The following is a 19,286-nucleotide window of genomic DNA, read 5'->3' as shown; positions in this document are numbered from 1 at the left end:
CAGCGGGCCCACTGCCTACCGGCAGGTCGCTACGAGGTCGGGCGCGGCGCCGACAGAGCCGCCGGCGGCAGATCCGGCACCAACCGGAAACCCGTGACCAGGCGCGGCTGGAGCGTGATCACGTGGTTCGGCGTACCCACCCACGGATGCAACAGCTGCCGGTACCGGTCGGCCAGGGCGGACTCGCCGACCCTCGTCGCCAACCCCGTCACGACCACGCTCCAGCCGGTACGGCTCGCGACATCGATCTCGTCGGCCTCGTAGGCGATCACGATCCCCCGGGCCCGGCCGACCTCCGCCGACACCGCGGAGTCGTCGTGGGTGCCGAACACGACCAGGCCGTCGGTCACCACATGGTTGACGGGACGGATGGCGGGCAGCGCCCGCTGGGTGAAGACCACCCGGCCCACCGCCACCGAGGCCAACAGGCGCAGCGCATCGGACCGGGACAACTCCCGCAGACTGCGTCGGTCCTCCACGCCGGTTCCTCCTCGGCAACTCAGGTGTGCGATCAGCAGGTCAAGGCCACGATGCCGACGCTCACTCGGCCCGGGTAGGGCCTAAGGTCCTCTGTCACCCCGACCCGGGGCCCGACCGGCGGCGGGACCCTGCGGCCAGTTGCGTGCCCGGCGCCCCGCCCGGGAGGGCACCGAAATCTGATCTGCCACGGCCGACCGGCCCCGATCCGACAGGACCTTCCGGGCTGCCGCCACGGGTTTCCCCGGGTCACGCTCAACCATGATCTCGGTACGCCAGGCGGCCTTCGACATCTTCCGGTCGCACCAACTCACCACCGTGTTCGGCAACCCCGGGTCGACGGAGCTGCCGATGCTGGCCGACTTTCCCACCGACTTCCGCTACGTCCTCGGGCTCCAGGAGGGCGTGGTGGTCGGAATGGCCGACGGGTACGCCCAGGCCACCGGCCGCCCGGCCCTGGTCAACCTGCACAGCGCTCCGGGCGTGGCGACCGCCATGGGGGCGCTGGTCAACGCCGCGGCCGCCCGCAGCCCGCTCGTGCTCACCGCCGGTCAACAGGTCCGCGCCCTGCTGACCGGTCCGGCGATGCTGACCAACCCCGAGCCGACGGTGCTGCCCCGCCCGCTGGTGAAGTGGAGCGTCGAACCCCCGCGGCCACAGGACGTGCCGGCCGCCCTCGCCCGGGCGGTGCACCTGGCCACGCTGCCGCCGCGCGGGCCGGTACTGGTCTCACTGCCCATGGACGACTGGGCCGCCGAGGTCGACGAGGACAGCGTACGGTCGCTCGCCGCGCGGCGGGTCGCCGTCAGCGCCGCGCCCACCGCGCAGGTGGTCGCGAGGCTGGCCGCCCGGATCGCCGCCGCCCGCTCCCCGGTGCTGCTGGTCGGCGCGGGACTGGACAACCCGGCGGGCTGGGCCGCGGCGGTGGCGGTGGCCGAGCGGTGCCGGCTGCCGGTGTACTGGGCGCCGCTGGAGCCGCGATGCGGATTCCCGACCACCCACCCGGCCTTCCAGGGAGTGCTGCCGCCGAGCCAGGAACGGGTCGGCAAGGCCCTGCGAGGCCACGACCTGATCCTGGTGGCCGGCGCCACCGCCTTCCGCTGGTACCCGTACGTGCCGGGACAACTCCTCGGCAGCGAGGCGGAGCTGGTGCTGCTGACCGACGACCCGGACGAGGCGGCCCGGGCGGAGATCGGGGAAGCGGTGCTGACCGACCCGGTGGCCGCCCTCGCCGGGCTGGCCGACGAGGTTACGACGACGCGGCGGCCGACACCCGCACCGGGGCCCCGACCCGAACCGGTCGACCTGAGCAGGCGGCCGATGACCACGGCGGCCGCGTACGCGACGATCGCCCGGGTGCTGCCGCCCGATGCGGCCCTGGTCTGCGAGGCAGTGTCGAGCATGCGGGACTGCCAGGACCAGATCCGCATCGCCCGGCCCGGCGGGTACTACAGCCCGGCCGGGGCCAGCCTCGGCTTCGGTGTCCCGGCGGCGATCGGGGTACGAATGGCCGAACCTGACCGGCCGGTGGTGGCGGTCGTCGGTGACGGCGCCTTCCAGTACGCCGTGCCCGCGCTGTGGAGCGCCGCCCGCTACGAGGTGGGGCTGACGGTGGTCGTACTGCGCAACGACCGGTACGCGGTCCTGGAGGACTACCGCGACTTCCTCGGGCTGGCCGAAGTGCCGGGGCTGCGGGTGCCCGGCATCGACACGGTGGCGCTGGCCCGCGGCTACGGGGTGACGGCGCTGCGGGTCGAGGGAGCCGACGAGCTGGCCACGGCGCTGCGGGACAGCCTCGCCCGCCCGGGGCCGACACTGATCGAGGTGCCGGTGGGCGGCTGCTCCGGGAGCCACTGGTGAGGGGGGACGAGGCCGGCACGCCCGCCCCGACGCGGGAGCGTCGCAGCGCGCGGGCGGATCAGCCCGTCGTCTACTCCTGCTCCGGGTGCTCCAGCGCCGCCCAGACCGCCAACGCGCTGGCGCTGAAGCTCGACCGGCTGGGTGAGGCCGAGATGTCGTGCATCGCCGGACTCGGCGGCGACGTGGCGCCGCTGCTGCGGCTGGCCCGCTCCGGCCGCCCGATCGTCGCGCTGGACGGCTGCCCGCTGGTGTGCGTCGTCGCCACGCTCCGCCGTCACGGGCTGACCCCGGACGCCCACGTGGTCCTCAGCGAGCACGGCGTACGCAAGCGCCGGCACGCCGACCACGACGACGGCGACGTCCGCCGGCTGCTGCCGCTGGCGGTCGAGGCCGCGCGGTCGACGCGTCGTGCCGGCGGCCACGACCCGGCGGCCTCCGGCGCCACACCCACCTCGGGCGGCCCGGTGACGGCCCGGCGGTGACGCCACGGTGGCGGGCGACGCGTCGCGCCGCCCGCCACCGTCCTGCCGTGGCACCCGCCTGCCACCTAGGAGGTCGGTGACGCCGCGGCGACCTCCTCGATCCAGCCCAGCGCCGCGATCGCGGTGGGGAAGCCGCAGGTGGTGATGGCAGCGAGTGCGACCGCGCGCACCTCGTCGAGGGTCGCCCCGTGCTGCAGCGCCTTGCGTACGTTGGAGCGCACCGCCCCCTCGGCCTCGGCGCCGATCGCCATCGCCAACTTGATCAGCCGGTCGGTCCGGTCGTCGAACGGGTTGCACTCGCGCACCGTGCGCGCCAGCGCGCCCTGGGCCTGCGCGACGTCCGGGAAACGCTCCAGGAACTGCACATAGATGCCGGGCAGGTAGTCCTCGCCCATCTTCCCTCCAGTACCGGTCATGCCCATACCGTAGTCAGGGCGTCGGGACCGTCGCGCCCTGACCACGGTACGGGCGTCGCGGTCAGCGCCCCGACGACACCGGGTGGCGGGCGTCGTCGCGGACCGCCGCCGGGGTGGGCTGCGCAGCCGGCGGCGCTCCCCGCCGGCTGCGGTAGACGACGTACGGCCGCCACAGGTACGCCAGCGGCGCCGACCAGACGTGCACCAGCCGGGTGAACGGCCAGAGCGCCAGGAAGAGGAACCCGCCGATGGCGTGCAGCTGGTAGACCAGCGGCGCACCCGTCATCAGCTCGGTGTGCGGCTGGAACCAGAAGATCCCCCGAAACCAGACCGCGACGGACTCCCGGTAGTCGTACCCGTCGCCGAGCAGGTTGGTGCCGACCGTGGCGGTCATGCCCAGCGCCACCATGGCGGCCAGCGCAACGTACAGGACCTTGTCCATCGTCGTGGTGACCCGCCGGACCCGGCCGCTGACGAGCCGACGCGCGATCAGCAGCACCAGGCCGACCACCAGCATCAGACCGGTCACCGTGCCGCCCCACACCGCGGTCAGGTGGTAGACGTGTTCGCTGATCCCGATCCGCTCGGTGACCGACGCCGGCACGAGCAGACCCATGGCGTGTCCGCCGATGACCCCGAACGCGCCGAGGTGGAACAGGGGCGAACCGAGACGCAGCAGCCGGCTCTCCAGGAGCTGACTGGTGTGCGTGGTCCAGCCGAACTGGTCGTGACGCCACCGCCAGACGTGGCCGGCGACGAACACCGCCAGGCACAGGTACGGCAGGACGATCCAGACGAGGGTGTTCATCGCACAGCCTCCGACGAGGAGCAGACGGGGTACGGGGCGAGGGTCGCACCGTGCAGATCGGGACCGTGCCCGAGCGACTCCAGGCCGACGGTTTCCACCGGCGGTCCGTCGATGGCGAGCGCGGCGACGGCGGCCCGGTCGGCATCGGTGAGTTCGGGCAGCACGGCGCAGACGGCGTCGAGCAGCAGCCGGTACGGCGTGCCCGACTCCGCCAGCGCGCTGCGCAGCAGCTCGATGCCGTTGCGGTGCTGGCGCAGCGGCGCCTCGCCGTCGCCGGCCCCGACGGTGGCGGCGAACTCCAGCACCACCGGCAGCAGGTCCGGCAGCTCACCGTCGGCCAGCCGCAGACCGTGCGCGCGGTAGCGCTGCTTGAGCACGAGCAGCGCCATGCCGCGCTTACGCGTGTCGCCGTGCAGGTGGTACGTCAGGTAGAGCCCGCTGCGGCGGCGCAGGTCGAAGGTCTGCACGTAGTGCCGCTGCACGTCGACCGGCGCGGTGCCCGACAGCCAGTCCAGGAACTGCCCGACCTGCTGCCGCGCCGGCTCGTACTCGATCCGGTCGGCGGCCGCGCGCAGTTCCGCGCCCGCGCCGAGCAGTTCGTCGTCGGGGTAGGTCAGCAGCACCGAGACCAGCTCGAAGATGCGGGCCCGGTCGACCGGCGGGGCGCTCACGACCGGCTCCGCAGCGGGTTGATGGTCAGCCCTCGCCGACCGTCCGACCGTCGGGACAACAGCCCCGGCCGGCCGGGGCGTACCTCGTCACCGGCGACGAGGTGGAAACTCTGCACGGTGGCCTCCGCGCTCATGCCCGGACCCCCTTCGCAGTCGAGCGAGCAGCCTTCCTGGGTGGCGGCCTGCGCCTCGAGAGCCGCGGCGTCCTTGCTGTAGGCCTTCGGGATGACGTACCGCTCGTCGTACTTGGCGATGGCCAGCAGCCGGTACATCGCCTCGACCTGCTCGGCGGTCATGCCGATGCTGTCCAGCAGTTCCTGGGCGACAGTGCCGTCCAGGGTCCGCATCCGCATGTAGGAGCGCATGACGGCCAGCTTCATCAGCACCCCGGCGGCGGCGTCGGCGTCGCCCGCGGTGAACAGCTCGGCGAGGTACTCCACCGGGATGCGCAGGTCGCGGATGGTGTGGAAGACGTCGTCGGCGTCGGTGTCGTCGCGGCCGGCGGCACCGACCGCGTCCAGCACCGGCGACAGTGGCGGCACGTACCACACCATCGGCAGCGTGCGGTACTCCGGGTGCAGCGGCAGCGCGATCCGGTACTCGCTGATCAGCCGCCACACCGGCGAGCGCCGGGCCGCGTCCAGCCACTCCTGCGGCATGCCGGCGTCGCGGGCGGCCTGCTGCACCGCCGGGTCGTTCGGGTCGAGGAACACGGCGCGCTGCGCGTCGAGCAGGTCGCGCTCGTCGGGCACCGACGCGGCGGCGAGCACCGCGTCCTCGTCGTAGAAGACGATGCCCAGGTAGCGCAGACGCCCGACGCAGGTCTCCGAACAGATGGTGGGCTGCCCGGCCTCGATGCGCGGGAAGCACAGGGTGCACTTCTCGGCCTTGCCGGTGGCGTGGTTGACGTAGACCTTCTTGTACGGGCACGCCGACACGCACATCCGCCAGCCCCGGCACTTGTCCTGATCGACCAGCACGATGCCGTCCTCGGCCCGCTTGTACATCGCCCCGGACGGGCACGCCGACACGCACGCCGGATTGAGGCAGTGCTCGCAGATGCGCGGCAGGTGGAACATGAAGGTCTTCTCGAACTCGAACTTCACCTTCGCCGCGGCCTCGGCGGGCATCCGGGCGATGTTGGGGTCGGCGCCGGCGTGCTCGTGCGCCCCGCCCAGGCTGTCCTCCCAGTTGGCGCCCCAGGTGACGGCCATCGGCTCGCCGGTCAGCGCCGAGTGCGGCCGCTTGACCGGGGTGTCCTTGAGACCGGCGGGCGCGTTGACCAGGATGTCCTTGTCGAAAGTGGCCGGCTCGTAGTAGTCGTCGAGCGAGGGCAGGTCCGGGTTGGCGAACAGCCGGGTGAGCCGCTTGACCCGGCCACCGGAGCGCAGGACCAGCCGGCCCTTGCCGTCCAGCTTCCAGCCACCGTGCCAGCGGTCCTGGTCCTCGTAGTGCTTCGGGTAGCCGATACCCGGCTTGGTCTCGACGTTGTTGAACCAGACGTACTCGGTGCCCTCCCGGTTGGTCCAGGTCTGCTTGCAGGTGACCGAGCAGGTGTGGCAGCCGATGCACTTGTCCAGGTTCATCACCATGGCGACCTGCGCACGGATTCGCATCAGTACTCCACCTCCTGCGTGCGGCGGCGGATCACCGTGATCTCGTCGCGCTGGCTGCCGATCGGGCCGTAGTAGTTGAACGCGTACGTGAACTGGGCGTGCCCACCGGCCAGGTGGGTCGGCTTGACCAGCAGCCGCGTCATCGAGTTGTGGTAGCCGCCGCGGCGGTTGCTCTTCTCCGCCTTCGGCACGTTCACCGTGCGTTCCGGCGAGTGGTACTGGAACACCGTGCCCTCGGGCATCCGGTGGCTGACCACCGCGCGGGCCACGACGACGCCGTTGCGGTTGTGCGCCTCGATCCACTCGTTGTCCCGGACGCCGATCTTCGCCGCGTCCTCGACGCTCATCCAGATCACCGGGCCACCACGCGACAGCGCCAGCATCAGCTCGTTGTCGTGGTACATCGAGTGCACCGACCACTTCGCGTGCGGGGTGAGGAAGCGCACCGTCACCCCACCGTCGACCAGCTCACCCGGCCGGCCGAAGTGCCGGGCCATGTTCAGCGGCGGGCGGAAGGCCGGCAGCTGCTCACCCAGTTCGGCCACCCAGTCGTGCTCGACGAAGAAGTGCTGGCGGCCGGTGATCGTGTGCCACGGCTTGAGCCGCTCCACGTTCAGCGTGAACGGTGAGTAGCGGCGCCCGCCCTTCTCCGACCCCGACCACTCCGGGCTCGTGAAGACCGGTTGCGGCGCGGCCTGCGTCTCCGGGTAGGTGATCCGGTCGCTCTCGTGTCCCTCGATCAGGTCGGCGAACCGCTGCCCGGTGCGCCTCTCCAGGGCCGCGAAGCCGGCCGCGGCCACCCGGCCGTTGGTCGTGCCGGACAGCGCCAGGATCGCCTCGCACATCCGGTCGGCCGTGGCCAGCGACGGCCGACCCGCGAACGGACCCTCGGTGATGACCCCGTTCTCGTGCCGCAGGTACGCCACCTCGTCGGTGACGTCGACCGTGAGCGCCTTGGTGGTGGTGCCCAGCGTGTCCAGCAGCGGGCCGACGGCGCGCATCTTCGCGCCGATCAACGTGTAGTCCCGCTCGATCTCGACCAGCTTCGGCATGGTCCGTCCCGGCACCGGCTCGCACTCGCCGGCCTTCCAGTCGCGCACCCGGCCGCTCGGCATCGCCAGCTCGTCCGGGGTGTCGTGCTGCAACGGCGCGGCGAGCACGTCGCGGCGCACGCCCAGGTGCTCCACCGCCAGCTCGCTGACCCGGTCGGCCAGGGCCAGGAACGTGTCGTAGTCGGTGTGCGCGTCGCCGGGCGGCTCGACGGCCGGGCTGAACGCGTGCACGAAGGGATGCATGTCGGTGGTGGAGATGTCGTGCTTCTCGTACCAGGTGGCGGCGGGCAGGACCAGGTCGGCGTGCAGGCCGGTGTTGGTCATCCGGAAGTCGATCGCGGTGAGCAGGTCGAGCTTGCCGGTGGGCGCCTCGTCGCGCCACACCACGTCCCGCGGCCGGTGCTCCGGGTCGCACTCGCTCGCGGTCGCCGACGAGTCCACCCCGAGCAGGTGGCGCAGGAAGTACTCGTTGCCCTTGCCCGACGAGCCGAGCAGATTGGCCCGCCACAGGGTCAGGCAGCGGGGGAAGTTCGCCGGGTCGTCCGGGTCCTCCGCCGTCGCCCGCAACCGGCCGGCCGTCAACTCGGCGACGATGTGCTCCTGCACGGTGATCCCGGCCGCGGCCGCCTCGTCGGTCAGGTCCAGCGGGTTGCGGTTGAACGCCGGATGGCCCGGGCTCCAACCCATCCGCTGCGCGGCGGCGACCGTGTCGGCGAACGCCATGCCGGCGAACCGGCCCGTGCCCAGGGGTGAGGACAGTTCGTCGGCCGGCACCCGCTCGTAGCGCCACTGGTCGGTGTGCAGGTACCAGAACGGGGTGCTGGCCTGGTGACGCATCGGACGCTGCCAGTCGAAGGCGAACGACATGTGCTGCTGCCCGGTGATCGGCCGCGCCTTCTCCTGGCCGACGTAGTGCGCCCAGCCGCCGCCGTTGACGCCCTGGCAGCCGGTCAGGGTGACCAGCGCGATGAACGCCCGGTACGTCATGTCCGAGTGGAACCACTGGTTGGCGCCGGCGCCCAGGACGATCATCGAGCGGCCCCGGCTGCGCTCGGCGTTGCGGGCGAACTCACGGCCGATCCGGGCGGCGAGCGCGGCCGGCACCCCGGTGATGCGCTCCTGCCAGGCGGGGGTGTTCGGCGCGTCCGCGTCGTCGTAGCCGGTGGGCCAGTCGCCCGGCAGGTCACCGCGGCGCACCCCGTACTGCGCCATCAGCAGGTCGAACACGGAGGTGACCAGGTGCTCGCCGACGCGCCGCACCGGCACGCCGCGGCGCATGGTGGCCCCGCCCTCGGTGTCACCCACGTCGAACCGGGCCAGATCGACCTCCACCGTCTCGTCGCTGTGACCGAGCAGGCCCAGCGCCGGGACCACGTCACCGAGGTCCAGGTTCCAGCGGCCCTCACCGGCGTCGCCGTACCGGAACCCCAGTGAGCCGTTCGGCACGACCGGCTCACCGGTGCGCTCGTCGAGCAGGACGGTCTTGTGCGCGCCGTCGGCCTCGCCCAGGTCGGCCGCGGTGAGGAAACGGTCCGCCGCCCAGGCGCCGCCCGCGCCGCGGCGCAGCGTGACCAGGAACGGCAGGTCGGTGTAGCGGCGCACATAGTCGGTGAAGTACGGCACCTGCCGGTCCCGGAAGAACTCGGTGAGCACGACGTGTCCCATGGCCATGGCCAGGGCGCCGTCGGTGCCGGGGTGCGGGGCCAACCAGTCGTCGGCGAACTTGACGTTGTCGGCGTAGTCCGGGCTGACCGCGACGACCTTGGTGCCCTTGTAGCGGGCCTCGGCCAGGAAGTGCGCGTCCGGCGTACGGGTCACCGGGATGTTGGAGCCCCACATCATCAGGTAGGTGGCGTTCCACCAGTCGCCGGCCTCCGGCACGTCGGTCTGGTCCCCCCAGATCTGCGGCGAGGCGATCGGCAGGTCGGCGTACCAGTCGTAGAAGCTGAGCAGGGTGCCGCCGAGCAGCGCGTGGTAGCGGGTGCCGGCGGCGAACGACGCCATCGACATCGCCGGGATCGGCGAGAACCCGACCACCCGGTCCGGCCCGTACGTCTTGGTGGTGTAGACGTGCGCCGCCGCCATGATCGTGATCGCCTCCTCCCAGCTGGCCCGGACGAAGCCGCCGCGGCCGCGCTGGCTCTTGTACGCGCGCGCCTTCAGCGGGTTCTCCACGATCTCGGCCCAGGCCAGCACCGGGTCGCCGAGTCGCTGCAGCCCGTCGCGGAACATCTCCGCCAACACGCCCCGCAGGTAGGGGTGGCGCACCCGCGACGGCGAGTACTCGTACCAGGAGAACGACGCGCCTCGCGGGCAGCCGCGTGGCTCGTAGTCGGGCGCGTCGGGGCCGGTGGTCGGGTAGTCGGTGGCCTGGTGCTCCCAGGTGATCAACCCGTCCTTGACGAACACGTTCCACGAGCACGAGCCGGTGCAGTTCACCCCGTGGGTGGACCGGACGACCCGGTCGTAGCGCCACCGGTCCCGGTAGAACGACTCCCACCCGTTGCTGTCGACCTCGTGCAGGGTCCGGCCGTGGTCGCCCACGGTCTCCTTGGTGAGGAACCGGCGAGCGGCCAGCAGCGGCGCCGCCCCGGGCACCTGGTCCGTCGCGGGAGTCCTGGCGGCGTCCGGCGAACGCTGTGGCGACACGGCGGTCACTCCTTCGAAGTCGAGCGGGTCGACGGGTCACCCCGTCGGTGACGCGCAGGGGCACGTCAGGCCCATTCAGCCTCCGCCCTCGAAGTCCCCAGGTCGGGAGGCGGCGGTCCCGAGCTGGGGGGACCAAAGTCCGTACTGAAACGGGGTTGTGTGGTACGCCGGCCCGAGCCGGCGGAGATCGCTGCCCCGGCGACCGCGCGCCGCACAGGACCATCGGGCCGCCACGCAGGTCCCCGGTCCCTGCAAAACCGCATTTTCCGCACGAACGCTGAACGAATGACAGATGAGCAGACCCAGGACCCACCGCCCCGTGCCCGCCGCCCCGGGCGCATGGTCGCCGGCGGCCTGGCCCTCGTCCTGCTGCTCGGGGCGGCCTACGCCGCCGGTGACCGGTTCGCAGGCGAACCCGCGACGGCACACGCCCCGGGACCCACAGCATCCGGAGATCCGCACCTGGACACCGAGGACGGGCACGATCACGGCGCCCACGAGGGCACCGAGGGCGAGCCGGCGGTGTACGACCCGGGCGCGGCACCCGGCCCGCAGTTCCGCGCCCGCGATGCGACGCTGACGCCCACCCCGCCCGGGCGGGAGCACCGGATCACCCTGACCGTGCGGGAGTCGGTACGCGAGGTCGCCCCCGGCGTACGGCAGCGGACCTGGACGTACAACGACATGCTGCCGGGTCCCACGCTGCGCGGCCGGGTCGGCGACCGGTTCGTCGTGACGCTGGTCAACGAGGGCTCGACCGGACACTCGGTCGACTTCCACGCCTCCCAGGTGGCCCCGAACGCGCAGATGCGCAGCATCAAGCCGGGTGAGCAGCTCACCTACACCTTCACCGCGCAGCGGGCCGGCGCGTTCATGTACCACTGCGGCAGCGCCCCGGCGGTGCACCACATCGGCAACGGCATGTTCGGTGCGATCATCATCGACCCGCCCCGCCTCGCGCCCGTGGACCAGGAGTTCGTCCTGGTGCAGTCGGAGCTGGCGCTCGGCCCGCAGGACGGGCTGGCCCGGCTGGGCAAGCTGTACCGGGCCGAATACGACGCGGTGACCTTCAACGGCTACGCCGGGCAGTACCGCTTCGCGCCGCTGACCGCCACCACCGGTTCCCGCACCCGGATCTGGGTCGTCGACGCCGGACCGTCGGCCCCGACCTCGTTCCATGTGGTCGGCACCGTCTTCGACACCGTGTACAAGGAAGGCGCCTACGTCCTGCGCCCGGACGACACCAGCGGCGGCGCGCAGTCGCTGGACCTGGCCCCCGCCCAGGGCGGTTTCGTCGAGTTCGCCTTCCCCGCACCCGGGGAGTACCCGATGCTCACCCACCGGTTCGCCGACGCCACCCGCGGCGCCAGCGGCCTGTTCCAGGTGGCACCCCGATGACGTCCCCACCACCCGAGCGCCCAGGAGCCCTCCGATGACCGCCAGGACACGCAACAGAACCACCCCGTCGGCCCGGACGACCGCTGGTCAGGCCCGCCCGCGCGGCCGGCGGGCGACGGTCGGTGCGGTGGCCGCGGTCGCGGTGATCGCCGCCGTCGTCGCCGCGACGGTCCTGCTCTCCGACGCCGACGCGGACGACGACCGGCAGGCCCGCGCCGGGGACTTCGGCCACGTCCACGCCCTCGCCGTCGACCCGGGCACCGGCCGCGTGCACCTCGCGACCCACCACGGCCTGTACCGCGTCGACGGCGCCGCCTCGGCGGTGCGGGTGTCGGCGCACACGTCGGACCTGATGGGCTTCGCCGTGGCCGGCCCGGGGCACTTCGTCGCCTCCGGCCACCCGGGCGGGAACGACGACGGACCCGGCAACCTCGGCCTGGTCGAGTCCACCGACGCCGGCGCCACCTGGACGGCCACCTCGCTGTCCGGCAGGGCGGACTTCCACGGCCTGCGCGCCGCGCACGGGGCGCTGTACGGGTACAACTCCACCGACGGCGCGTTCATGGTCAGCGCCGACCGCCGAAGCTGGGAACACCGCTCGTTGACCGCGATCGGGGCGTTCGACGTCAACCCCGCCAACCCTGACGAGGTGCTCGCCGTGGGGCGCGGTGGGCTGCAACGCTCCCCCGACGGTGGCCGCAGCTGGCACCCGCTGGCGCAGACACCGCCGCTGGTCGTGCTCACCTGGCAGGCCGGACAGGAGCTGTTCGGCGCCGACGCCGAGGGCGTCGTCTGGCGCTCGGGCGACGCCGGGACGACCTGGCAACGACGCGGCCACGCCGGCGCACCCGCACACGCGATGACCTGGCACGCTATGTCGCTGTACCTCGCGACCGCGGACGACCGGATCCTGGTCAGCGACGACGCGGGCGCCTCCTGGCGAACCCACTACGAGCCGGTATGACACCCCTGCCGTGCGGTAAGGAGCCGACGATGTCGACGGTCATGCTCGACGGGGGCGACCGCGGCTGCGTACAGCTGCTGCTGGAACTGCGCGCGCTGGTGGCCGACGTCGCCCCGGGCACCGTCATCCACCTGCGCACCACCGACCCCGCCGCGCCGCTCGACCTGCCCGCCTGGTGCCACCTGACCGGCCACAGCTACCTCGGGCCGATCCCGCACAGCGGCACCCCCACATACGGCATCCGCACCCACCGGGTCGCCGGCGCAGGCACCGACCCCGACAACCCGTGGCGTCCGGCCCCGCACCGGTGACCCCGGGAAACGGGCAGCGATCGGCGGCGGGCAGCCGGGCCATGACCCGTACCGCGCCGCCGGGGCGGGACCTAAGGCTCTGTCCCGGCACGAAGCACGGGCACAGGCTTGCCCCGATCACCGCTGGACAGTGGCAGGCGGTCGGAGCACGTCGGTACACCGGCGGCGCCTTGATCGGCGCACGCCGGCAAGGGAGGGTCGAGATGACAGACGGGGTCGTGCAGGCAGCGGTGCCCGGCCGTGGCAGGGGTGTGCTGGCGGACGTGTGGGGGCGTTCCGTGGCACGCGACACGGTCATGATCGTCGGCGCCGCCGCCGGTGTCGGCGTCGCCGCGCAGTTGACGCTGCCGGTGCCCGGCTCGCCGGTGCCGGTCACCGGACAGACGTTCGCCGTGCTGCTCGCCGGCGCGGCCCTGGGCCCGGCCCGGGGAACGGCCAGCATGCTGCTGTACGTCGTGGCCGGCGGCCTCGGCGTGCCGTGGTTCGCCGGCGGTACGGCCGGCTGGCCGACCGCGACCATGGGCTACCTGCTGGGCTTCGTGCTCGCCGCGGCGCTGGTCGGTCGGCTGGCCGCGGCCGGGGCCGACCGTCGACCGACCCGCGCGCTGGGCATGATGGCCGCCGGCAACGCGCTGATCTATCTGACCGGTGTGGGATGGCTGGCCGCCACGACGGGGATGCCGTTGTCCCGGGCGGTGGCCGTGGGTGTGCTGCCCTTCCTGGCCGGCGATCTCCTCAAGGCCCTGCTGGCGGCCGGCCTGCTGCCCGGGTCCTGGCGCCTGGTGGGCCGGCTCTCCGCCGGGCCGGACCCGACGCGGGCGTCCCGATGACCCGCCCGGACGCCGCCGGGCGCGACTTCGGCACGCCCGCGATCATTCAGGGCGGCATGGGGGTGGGCGTCTCCGGGTGGCGGCTGGCCCGGGCCGTGGCGTCCACCGGCCAGCTGGGCGTGGTCTCCGGGGTGGCCCTCGACGCGCTGCTCGCCCGCCGCCTTCAGGACGGCGACCCGGACGGGCAGGTCCGACGGGCGCTGGCACACTTCCCCGACCCCACGCTGGTCCATCGGACGCTGCGCCGCTACTTCGTGTCCGGCGGCACCGACCGGAACCAGCCGTACCGACCGGTGCCCCGGCTCGGGCTGCGCTCGCACCGCCACGGGCAGGAACTGGCGGTGCTGGGCAACTTCGTCGAGGTGTTCCTCGCCAAGGAAGGCCACCACGGGCCGGTCGGAGTGAACTACCTGGAGAAGATCCAGCTGGCCACCCCCGCGGCGGTGTACGGCGCGATGCTGGCCGGCGTCGACCACGTGTTGATGGGCGCCGGACTGCCGACCGAGATCCCGGGCCTGCTCGACACCCTGGCCGAGCACCGCCCGGCTCGGCTGTCGGTGGCCGTGCAGGCGGCCACGGCGGGTCAGCGTTTCGACGTCACGTTCGACCCCGCCGACCTGCTCCAGGCGACGCCCGCACCGGTACGACGTCCCCGGCTGCTGGCCATCGTCTCGTCGGCCACGCTCGCCGCCTACCTCGCCCGCGACGACACCACGCGACCGGACGGGTTCGTGGTGGAGTCACCGCTGGCCGGCGGCCACAGCGCCCGTCCGCGGGGAGCGTTGCGGCTCAGCGCCGACGGCGAGCCCGTGTACGGCCCCCGCGACGGTGTCGACCTGGCCAGGATGGCCGCGCTGGGTCTGCCGTTCTGGATCGCCGGCGGTCAGTGCGGTCCGGAGCAACTGGCCGCGGCTCGGGACGCGGGCGCCGCCGGAGTGCAGGTGGGCACGGCGTTCGCGCTGTGCCGGGAGTCCGGCCTCGACGCGGCGCTGCGCCGGCGCATGCTGGCCCGGGCGGCACCCGGCGCCCTGGTGGTACGTAACCACGCCGGTGTGTCGCCCACCGGCTTTCCCTTCAAGCTGGTGCACCTGCCCGGCACGGCCGCGGACGACGACGTCTACGCCGACCGGCCGCGCCACTGCGACCTCGGCTACCTCCGGACGCCGTACCAGCGCCCGGACGGCAGGGTCGGGTACCGCTGTCCCGCCGAGCCGGTGGACGACTACCTGCGCAAGGGCGGGGCGGTCGAGGACACCGTGGGCAGTCGGTGCCTGTGCAACGGCCTGGTCGCCGCCGTCGGTCTGGGACAGCGCCGGCCGGACGGCTACCGCGAACCACCGCTGTTGACCCTGGGGCAGGATCTGTCGTTCCTGCCCCCGCTGATGGGCGGCGGGGACGACTACAGTGCCGCCGACGTCGTCAGCTACCTGCTCGGCGCGTCGGCAGCGGCACACGCCTGAACACGGCAGGCGTTGCGACCCACCCGGTTCGAGTCAGGTCGGTGTCCAACCCGCACCCACCGCGCAGGCGGCAGCGGTCCCGCGGAGGGCGGCGGCCGTGACCGGCGATTCTGCTGGTCACGGCCGCCGGCTCGGGTGCGCCTTGCACGCCGCCGCCGAGGTCACCGGGGCGGTCGGGCCGGTCCGGCACCGCGGCTTTCGGTGAGCGCACCGTCGAGAGACGGCTCAGCCGCAGTTGCCCCAGCTGTACCGGCCGGCGCCCTGCCAACTGGTGCCGTACAGGACCTCGCCGCTGTACATCACGCACCGGTCCCGGGCGGAGCGCTGGATGGCGGCGTAGTACTTGAAGCTGCCGGAGTCGTAGACCCAGGAACCACCCTCCACCCGGATCCCGGCGGACACCCCGGTCGTCGAGCCGACGGCCACCCGCTTGAGGGTGGCGACACAGTTGTACGCGGTGGCGCTGTTGTACATCAGGTAGACGTCGCCCACCTTCGTGCCGTTCGACGCGTAGATCGACCGGTGGCCGTCACTGGCGTAGGCCCACGAGCCACCGAAGTCGTTGTTGCACGCCTGCGCCGCGGTGAACGGATTCGTCGCCGCCTGTGCGGGCGACGCGAGCGTCACCGCCGCCACGGTCGCGGCGAGAGTCGAGACGGCCAGTCGTCGTGCTGATCCGCGCACACATTCCCCCAATGCTCCGACGCGAAGATCGCGCTGTCGAGCCACCATGATCCCACAATGGAGGGCCACCAAGATCATGGACGGCGCCCGTCCGGCGGGCAGTAGGATCACGGCCGGCGGCACCGCCACCTCCGCCACCCCGGAGCCCTCATGTCCGAGCAGCCATCCGGCGCCGACACCCGTGCCGGCCGAAGGCGGGGTCTGCGTCGAGCCCTGGCCGTCGCGTGGCTGGCCGCCGCCGCGTTGCCGGCCGGTCCGTCCGTGGCCGACCCACCCGGGTCGACGAGTCTGCGGGTGCTCCAGATGAACCTCTGCAACAGCGGCCGCGCCAGCTGCTACACCGTCCGGTCGGTGACCGAGGCCGCCGAGGTGATCCGCGCTGGGACGCCCGGCCTGGTCACCCTCAACGAGATCTGTCAGGACGACGCAGCCGTGCTGGAGCGCACGTTCGCCGACGTGCACGGCGGCGGCAGCATCGCGTCGGCGTTCACGGCCGCCGGTAACCGCCCGAGCGGCGACGCCACCCGGTGCCGCAACGGCCGGCCGTACGGGATCGGGTTTGCTGATCCGCCTTCCCGGGCCGCACCGGGCTCACCCCGTGCACAGCGGGATGCACCCGACGCAGGACGTCGCCGACCCTGACCCGCGCCACTGTTGGTTCGGTGGTTCCGCATCCCGGCGCCGGCCCGCTCCTGACGCAATAGCCGTCCCTCCTCCGACGGCTGGGAGCAGTCATGAACGCCAGTCCGATTACCAGCGCCATCACCAGAGACTGAATTGCCCGGCTGTTCAACCAGTCTCCCAGCACCTGCGCAAGGTACATGAGGCCAAAGATCGAGGCGCCCCAGATCAACCAGCGCAACCCGCGTTCCGCAGCTTCGCGTCGATATAGTCGGCACGTCGGCCTGAAGGTGCAGGTCAGCGCGTTGTGTCCTGGTGGAAGCCGCGGAAATCTCCTAGTGACACGCCTGTCTGTGGATAACTTTGCTGAGCTGCGGATCTATGTCCTGTGTCCTAGGCGGCAAGATTCCGTCTTCGAGAGGGCTCCACGTGGTTGCCTATCGTGCCATGGTCGACGTGCCCAGGGAACTGGTGCGCTACCTCGCCCGGCTGCTCGCCGCCGAGCGCCGCGCCCGGGGCACCCGACGCGGGACACGGGCGTTGTCCTGCTTCTACCAGGCGTTGCTGGTGCTGATCTGGTTCCGCAAGGCCGAGGACAAGACGCTGCTGGGTGCTGGGTTCGGCGTCTCTCGGGCGACCGCCTACCGGTACGTGGCCGAGGGCGTCGCGGTCCTCGCTGCGCAGACGCCCGGTCTGCACGAGGCGTTGCGGCGCGTCGCCGACGACGGCTGGTCGTACGTGATTCTGGACGGCAAGCTGTTCGACTGTGACCGCCTCGCGGAGACCACACTCAGCGTCAAGGGCGACACCATCGACGCGTGGTACTCTGGAAAGCACCGCGACTTCGGCGCAAACATCCAAGCGATCATGCGCCCGGACGGGCTGCCGATATGGACCTCCGACGCGATGCCGGGGCATCTGCACGACCTGACCTGCGCCCAGCAGCAGGGCATCACCGCCGCACTGAACTGGTCCGCCGCCGAGCTTGAGCTACCCGCCCTGGCCAACGCCGGCTACGACGGCGCAGGTCACGGCATCAAGACCCCGGTCAAGCAACCCACCGACGGCCGGCGGCTCGCCCTGGCCAACCGCACCACCAACCGACTGCTACGCGGCCTGCGCTGGCAAGGCGAACGCGGCTTCGCCATCCTCCACGGACGCTGGAAAGCGTTACATCACACCACCAGCAGTCCCCGCGGGATCGGTGACATCGTCGCCGCTGCTCTACACCTGACCCACTTCGAATACCGATACCTACCCGAAAGTCGCTGAGATCAGCTCAGTGACCAAACTCAGGTCTGTCGGCTGGCCCGCCGTCGCGGCCTCGGTGACAGCGGCCGCAGTCGACTGGGGGAACGCCTGGCCCGCGAGCCGAGGCCGGGTTGCTGATCCGCCTCCCGGGCCGCATCGGGCTCACCCTGCACAGCGGGGTGCACCCCGGCGCAGACGTCGTCGACCCCGAGCAGCGGGCCCGGCTCTGCGTGCACGTCGCGCTCGCCCAGTGCGGCCATCTACTCGACACGGTCGTGCCGACGATCCGCAGAGCGCGGTGTACGCGCCCACCGTGGTCAGCGGCGACCTCAACGTCCGGCACGGCGGCTCACCCGACGTACGCTCGTGCGTGCCACCAGGCCACCAGCGCGTCGACGACGGTGCCCTGCAACAGCTCATGGCGACCGACTCGTGACCGCTGGCGCGCACAGGCCGGTGGATATGCATGGAGCGACCGACCATCCGGGGCTGCTGGCCACGCTCACCATCGGCCCGGGGTGGTCGGTGGCCCCGCCCCGCCCAGCAGTGCCTCGCGCCGACGAACCCGAACGGGGTCGCTGGCGGCGACCCGACAGGGCTGAGCTGTCGGGTCGCCGCCGTACGGCGGGAGCGGGTGAGCCTAGTCGCCGGACCGGGCCCACCCCCACACCCTCCGCCGGGTCTTACTGGTTGTCGTCCCGGGTATCCGGGCGTACCGGGAGGCCGTTCTGGTCTCCCGGTACGCCCGCGCCCCGCCGTCCGCCCCTTTGGGCCCAACGTGCCCGGGTGATCCGGAGCAGCTGCGTCCCCGACATCAGCATCATGGCTACCGCCAACACTCGGAAGTGCAATTCCTCGTTGTTTGCGTAGAACATGGCAGCGATGAGGAACCAGATGACGACCAGGGCAGGACTCACACCCCCCGGATCGAAAAATTCGGACACCTTCGTCCTGATCCTCTTCCCATCAGTCACCCGACCCCCTCTACCTGCAGGTGTGACGGCCCGCATAATACCTTCCCTGGGAGACGCCCTCGACCCAGCGTTTCACGTGGCGGACTCCTGAACAGAGCTTCCGATTCCCGGCTCTCCAAGTGTCGCCTGCTGCTCGTCGGAAACCAGCCGAGTCGTTCTTGAAGTCGTGGTAGCCCATCCACATGGAAACCGCGCCACCAATGAACTTCCACCTACCCTTGCCCCTGAGAGGGTGGAATGTTGCCTTCATCCCCTTATTCTTGTACGATTTGTACACTTTGTGCGCCGACCGGATCGAGCGGTAACCGCTACGGAAAAGACCGAAGCCGCCGACCCAACCGCCGATGTGGGCAGCCATCCGGACCCCGTAGAACGTCATCCGCCACACCGAATTCCGCCCCCACCCGCAGACCTTCCAGCACCATCTCTTGCCGTCTAGCCTCGGCCCTTCGTTAAGGGCTGTCCAAGGAGTGGTCTGAAAGCAATGAAGTGCCTTCTGATCAGGGAAAATGGGACTTGCTGAGGGTCCGATGTTCCTGTCACGGAAGGCACTTGCTGGGTGAAGGTTACCGCAACACGTCCGAAGATCATGGTGACCGGCGGCGGGCGGGGCGTAGTCGGGCACGTCGGCGCCCGCCTGCTCGCCGATCTGGCCGACGTAACAGGGTTGACCAGCGCGTTCAGCCTCGCGTTGACGAAGTTGCGGCAACGGCAGAGCGGCCACGACCCGGGCCGCATCGCCGTGGATCTGGCGGTGATGCT

17 protein-coding genes and 1 pseudogene are annotated in these 19,286 nt (G+C 71.9%); 11 read left to right on the top strand and 7 right to left on the bottom strand.

Going from position 1 to position 19,286, the window contains the following annotated elements; genetic code table 11:
• Positions 1–29: 29 nt before the first annotated feature.
• Positions 30–479, bottom strand: a complete 450-nt coding sequence (locus GA0070560_RS23500; protein ID WP_091301535.1) for a pyridoxamine 5'-phosphate oxidase family protein — start codon at positions 477–479, stop codon at positions 30–32.
• A 259-nt stretch (positions 480–738) separates the two neighbouring features.
• Between GA0070560_RS23500 and mdlC the strand changes: the two genes are divergently transcribed.
• Both mdlC and GA0070560_RS29840 read left to right on the top strand, forming a co-directional pair.
• Entirely contained in the window at positions 739–2,337 is a 1,599-nt protein-coding gene (gene mdlC / locus GA0070560_RS23495; RefSeq protein WP_091301533.1) for a benzoylformate decarboxylase, read from the top strand.
• Entirely contained in the window at positions 2,334–2,819 is a 486-nt protein-coding gene (locus GA0070560_RS29840) for a putative zinc-binding protein (RefSeq protein WP_091301531.1), read from the top strand. Before mdlC ends, GA0070560_RS29840 begins: the two co-directional genes overlap by 4 nt.
• A gap of 65 nt (positions 2,820–2,884) precedes the next feature.
• Here the strand turns inward: GA0070560_RS29840 and GA0070560_RS23485 are convergent, their stop codons facing one another.
• From GA0070560_RS23485 to GA0070560_RS23465, 5 genes are all read right to left on the bottom strand, one after another.
• Positions 2,885–3,214: a carboxymuconolactone decarboxylase family protein gene (locus GA0070560_RS23485; protein WP_091301530.1), complete on the bottom strand. Its 330-nt coding sequence runs from the start codon at positions 3,212–3,214 to the stop codon at positions 2,885–2,887.
• An 82-nt stretch (positions 3,215–3,296) separates the two neighbouring features.
• Positions 3,297–4,043, bottom strand: coding sequence for a respiratory nitrate reductase subunit gamma (narI, locus tag GA0070560_RS23480; RefSeq protein WP_091301528.1), 747 nt, complete (start codon positions 4,041–4,043; stop codon positions 3,297–3,299).
• Positions 4,040–4,714 (bottom strand): nitrate reductase molybdenum cofactor assembly chaperone, encoded by a 675-nt coding sequence (gene narJ, locus GA0070560_RS23475; RefSeq protein WP_091301526.1) that lies wholly within the window; start codon positions 4,712–4,714, stop codon positions 4,040–4,042. Before narJ ends, narI begins: the two co-directional genes overlap by 4 nt.
• Complete coding sequence (narH, locus tag GA0070560_RS23470; protein WP_091301524.1) at positions 4,711–6,330, bottom strand: nitrate reductase subunit beta; 1,620 nt, start codon at positions 6,328–6,330, stop codon at positions 4,711–4,713. The genes narJ and narH overlap by 4 nt, the downstream gene beginning before the upstream one ends.
• Positions 6,330–9,962: a nitrate reductase subunit alpha gene (locus GA0070560_RS23465; RefSeq protein ID WP_245675680.1), complete on the bottom strand. Its 3,633-nt coding sequence runs from the start codon at positions 9,960–9,962 to the stop codon at positions 6,330–6,332. The genes narH and GA0070560_RS23465 overlap by 1 nt, the downstream gene beginning before the upstream one ends.
• Positions 9,963–10,316: 354 nt before the next feature.
• Between GA0070560_RS23465 and GA0070560_RS23460 the strand changes: the two genes are divergently transcribed.
• The 5 genes from GA0070560_RS23460 (at position 10,317) to GA0070560_RS23440 (ending at position 14,994) form a co-directional block, all read left to right on the top strand.
• Positions 10,317–11,429: a multicopper oxidase domain-containing protein gene (locus GA0070560_RS23460; protein ID WP_091301520.1), complete on the top strand. Its 1,113-nt coding sequence runs from the start codon at positions 10,317–10,319 to the stop codon at positions 11,427–11,429.
• A gap of 34 nt (positions 11,430–11,463) precedes the next feature.
• Positions 11,464–12,393, top strand: a complete 930-nt coding sequence (locus GA0070560_RS23455; RefSeq protein WP_091301518.1) for a F510_1955 family glycosylhydrolase — start codon at positions 11,464–11,466, stop codon at positions 12,391–12,393.
• A gap of 29 nt (positions 12,394–12,422) precedes the next feature.
• Positions 12,423–12,704 carry a sulfurtransferase TusA family protein gene (locus GA0070560_RS23450; protein ID WP_091301515.1) on the top strand — a complete coding sequence of 94 codons (282 nt, stop codon included), beginning with the start codon at positions 12,423–12,425 and terminating at the stop codon, positions 12,702–12,704.
• Positions 12,705–12,907: 203 nt separating this feature from the next.
• The gene (locus GA0070560_RS23445) at positions 12,908–13,534 is read left to right on the top strand and encodes a biotin transporter BioY (RefSeq protein WP_091301513.1); all 627 of its coding nucleotides are present in this window, start codon (positions 12,908–12,910) and stop codon (positions 13,532–13,534) included.
• Positions 13,531–14,994: a nitronate monooxygenase gene (locus GA0070560_RS23440; protein WP_091301511.1), complete on the top strand. Its 1,464-nt coding sequence runs from the start codon at positions 13,531–13,533 to the stop codon at positions 14,992–14,994. The genes GA0070560_RS23445 and GA0070560_RS23440 overlap by 4 nt, the downstream gene beginning before the upstream one ends.
• A gap of 225 nt (positions 14,995–15,219) precedes the next feature.
• Here the strand turns inward: GA0070560_RS23440 and GA0070560_RS23435 are convergent, their stop codons facing one another.
• Positions 15,220–15,621 (bottom strand): hypothetical protein, encoded by a 402-nt coding sequence (locus GA0070560_RS23435; RefSeq protein WP_139131577.1) that lies wholly within the window; start codon positions 15,619–15,621, stop codon positions 15,220–15,222.
• Between the two features lie 408 nt (positions 15,622–16,029).
• On the opposite strand from GA0070560_RS23435, the gene GA0070560_RS28870 reads away from it, so the two are divergent.
• The 4 genes and pseudogenes from GA0070560_RS28870 to GA0070560_RS28365 all read left to right on the top strand — a co-directional run.
• On the top strand, positions 16,030–16,320 hold the full coding sequence (locus GA0070560_RS28870) for a hypothetical protein (RefSeq protein WP_170839549.1): 291 nt from the start codon (positions 16,030–16,032) through the stop codon (positions 16,318–16,320).
• A 426-nt stretch (positions 16,321–16,746) separates the two neighbouring features.
• Entirely contained in the window at positions 16,747–17,571 is an 825-nt protein-coding gene (locus GA0070560_RS23425) for a transposase family protein (protein WP_091301505.1), read from the top strand.
• 277 nt (positions 17,572–17,848) lie between these two features.
• The gene (locus tag GA0070560_RS28865) at positions 17,849–17,986 is read left to right on the top strand and encodes a hypothetical protein (protein ID WP_170839548.1); all 138 of its coding nucleotides are present in this window, start codon (positions 17,849–17,851) and stop codon (positions 17,984–17,986) included.
• 1,127 nt (positions 17,987–19,113) lie between these two features.
• Positions 19,114–19,286 (top strand): annotated as a pseudogene (locus GA0070560_RS28365) (IS1380 family transposase); the annotation flags it as partial.

The sequence above is a fragment of the Micromonospora halophytica genome, assembly GCF_900090245.1.
GTDB lineage: Bacteria > Actinomycetota > Actinomycetes > Mycobacteriales > Micromonosporaceae > Micromonospora > Micromonospora halophytica.
The sequence above is the reverse complement of the archived record's forward strand: the minus strand, read 5'-3'. Positions and strand labels throughout refer to the sequence as shown.

Coding starts and splice junctions, on each gene's coding strand:
- GA0070560_RS23485 (WP_091301530.1), bottom strand. CDS start 3,214: ATGGGCGAGGACTACCTGCCCGGCATCTATGTGCAGTTCCTGGAGCGT.
- GA0070560_RS23425 (WP_091301505.1), top strand. CDS start 16,747: ATGGTCGACGTGCCCAGGGAACTGGTGCGCTACCTCGCCCGGCTGCTC.
- mdlC (WP_091301533.1), top strand. CDS start 739: ATGATCTCGGTACGCCAGGCGGCCTTCGACATCTTCCGGTCGCACCAA.
- GA0070560_RS23445 (WP_091301513.1), top strand. CDS start 12,908: ATGACAGACGGGGTCGTGCAGGCAGCGGTGCCCGGCCGTGGCAGGGGT.
- narH (WP_091301524.1), bottom strand. CDS start 6,330: ATGCGAATCCGTGCGCAGGTCGCCATGGTGATGAACCTGGACAAGTGC.
- GA0070560_RS23440 (WP_091301511.1), top strand. CDS start 13,531: ATGACCCGCCCGGACGCCGCCGGGCGCGACTTCGGCACGCCCGCGATC.
- GA0070560_RS23450 (WP_091301515.1), top strand. CDS start 12,423: ATGTCGACGGTCATGCTCGACGGGGGCGACCGCGGCTGCGTACAGCTG.
- GA0070560_RS23455 (WP_091301518.1), top strand. CDS start 11,464: ATGACCGCCAGGACACGCAACAGAACCACCCCGTCGGCCCGGACGACC.
- narI (WP_091301528.1), bottom strand. CDS start 4,043: ATGAACACCCTCGTCTGGATCGTCCTGCCGTACCTGTGCCTGGCGGTG.
- GA0070560_RS23460 (WP_091301520.1), top strand. CDS start 10,317: ATGACAGATGAGCAGACCCAGGACCCACCGCCCCGTGCCCGCCGCCCC.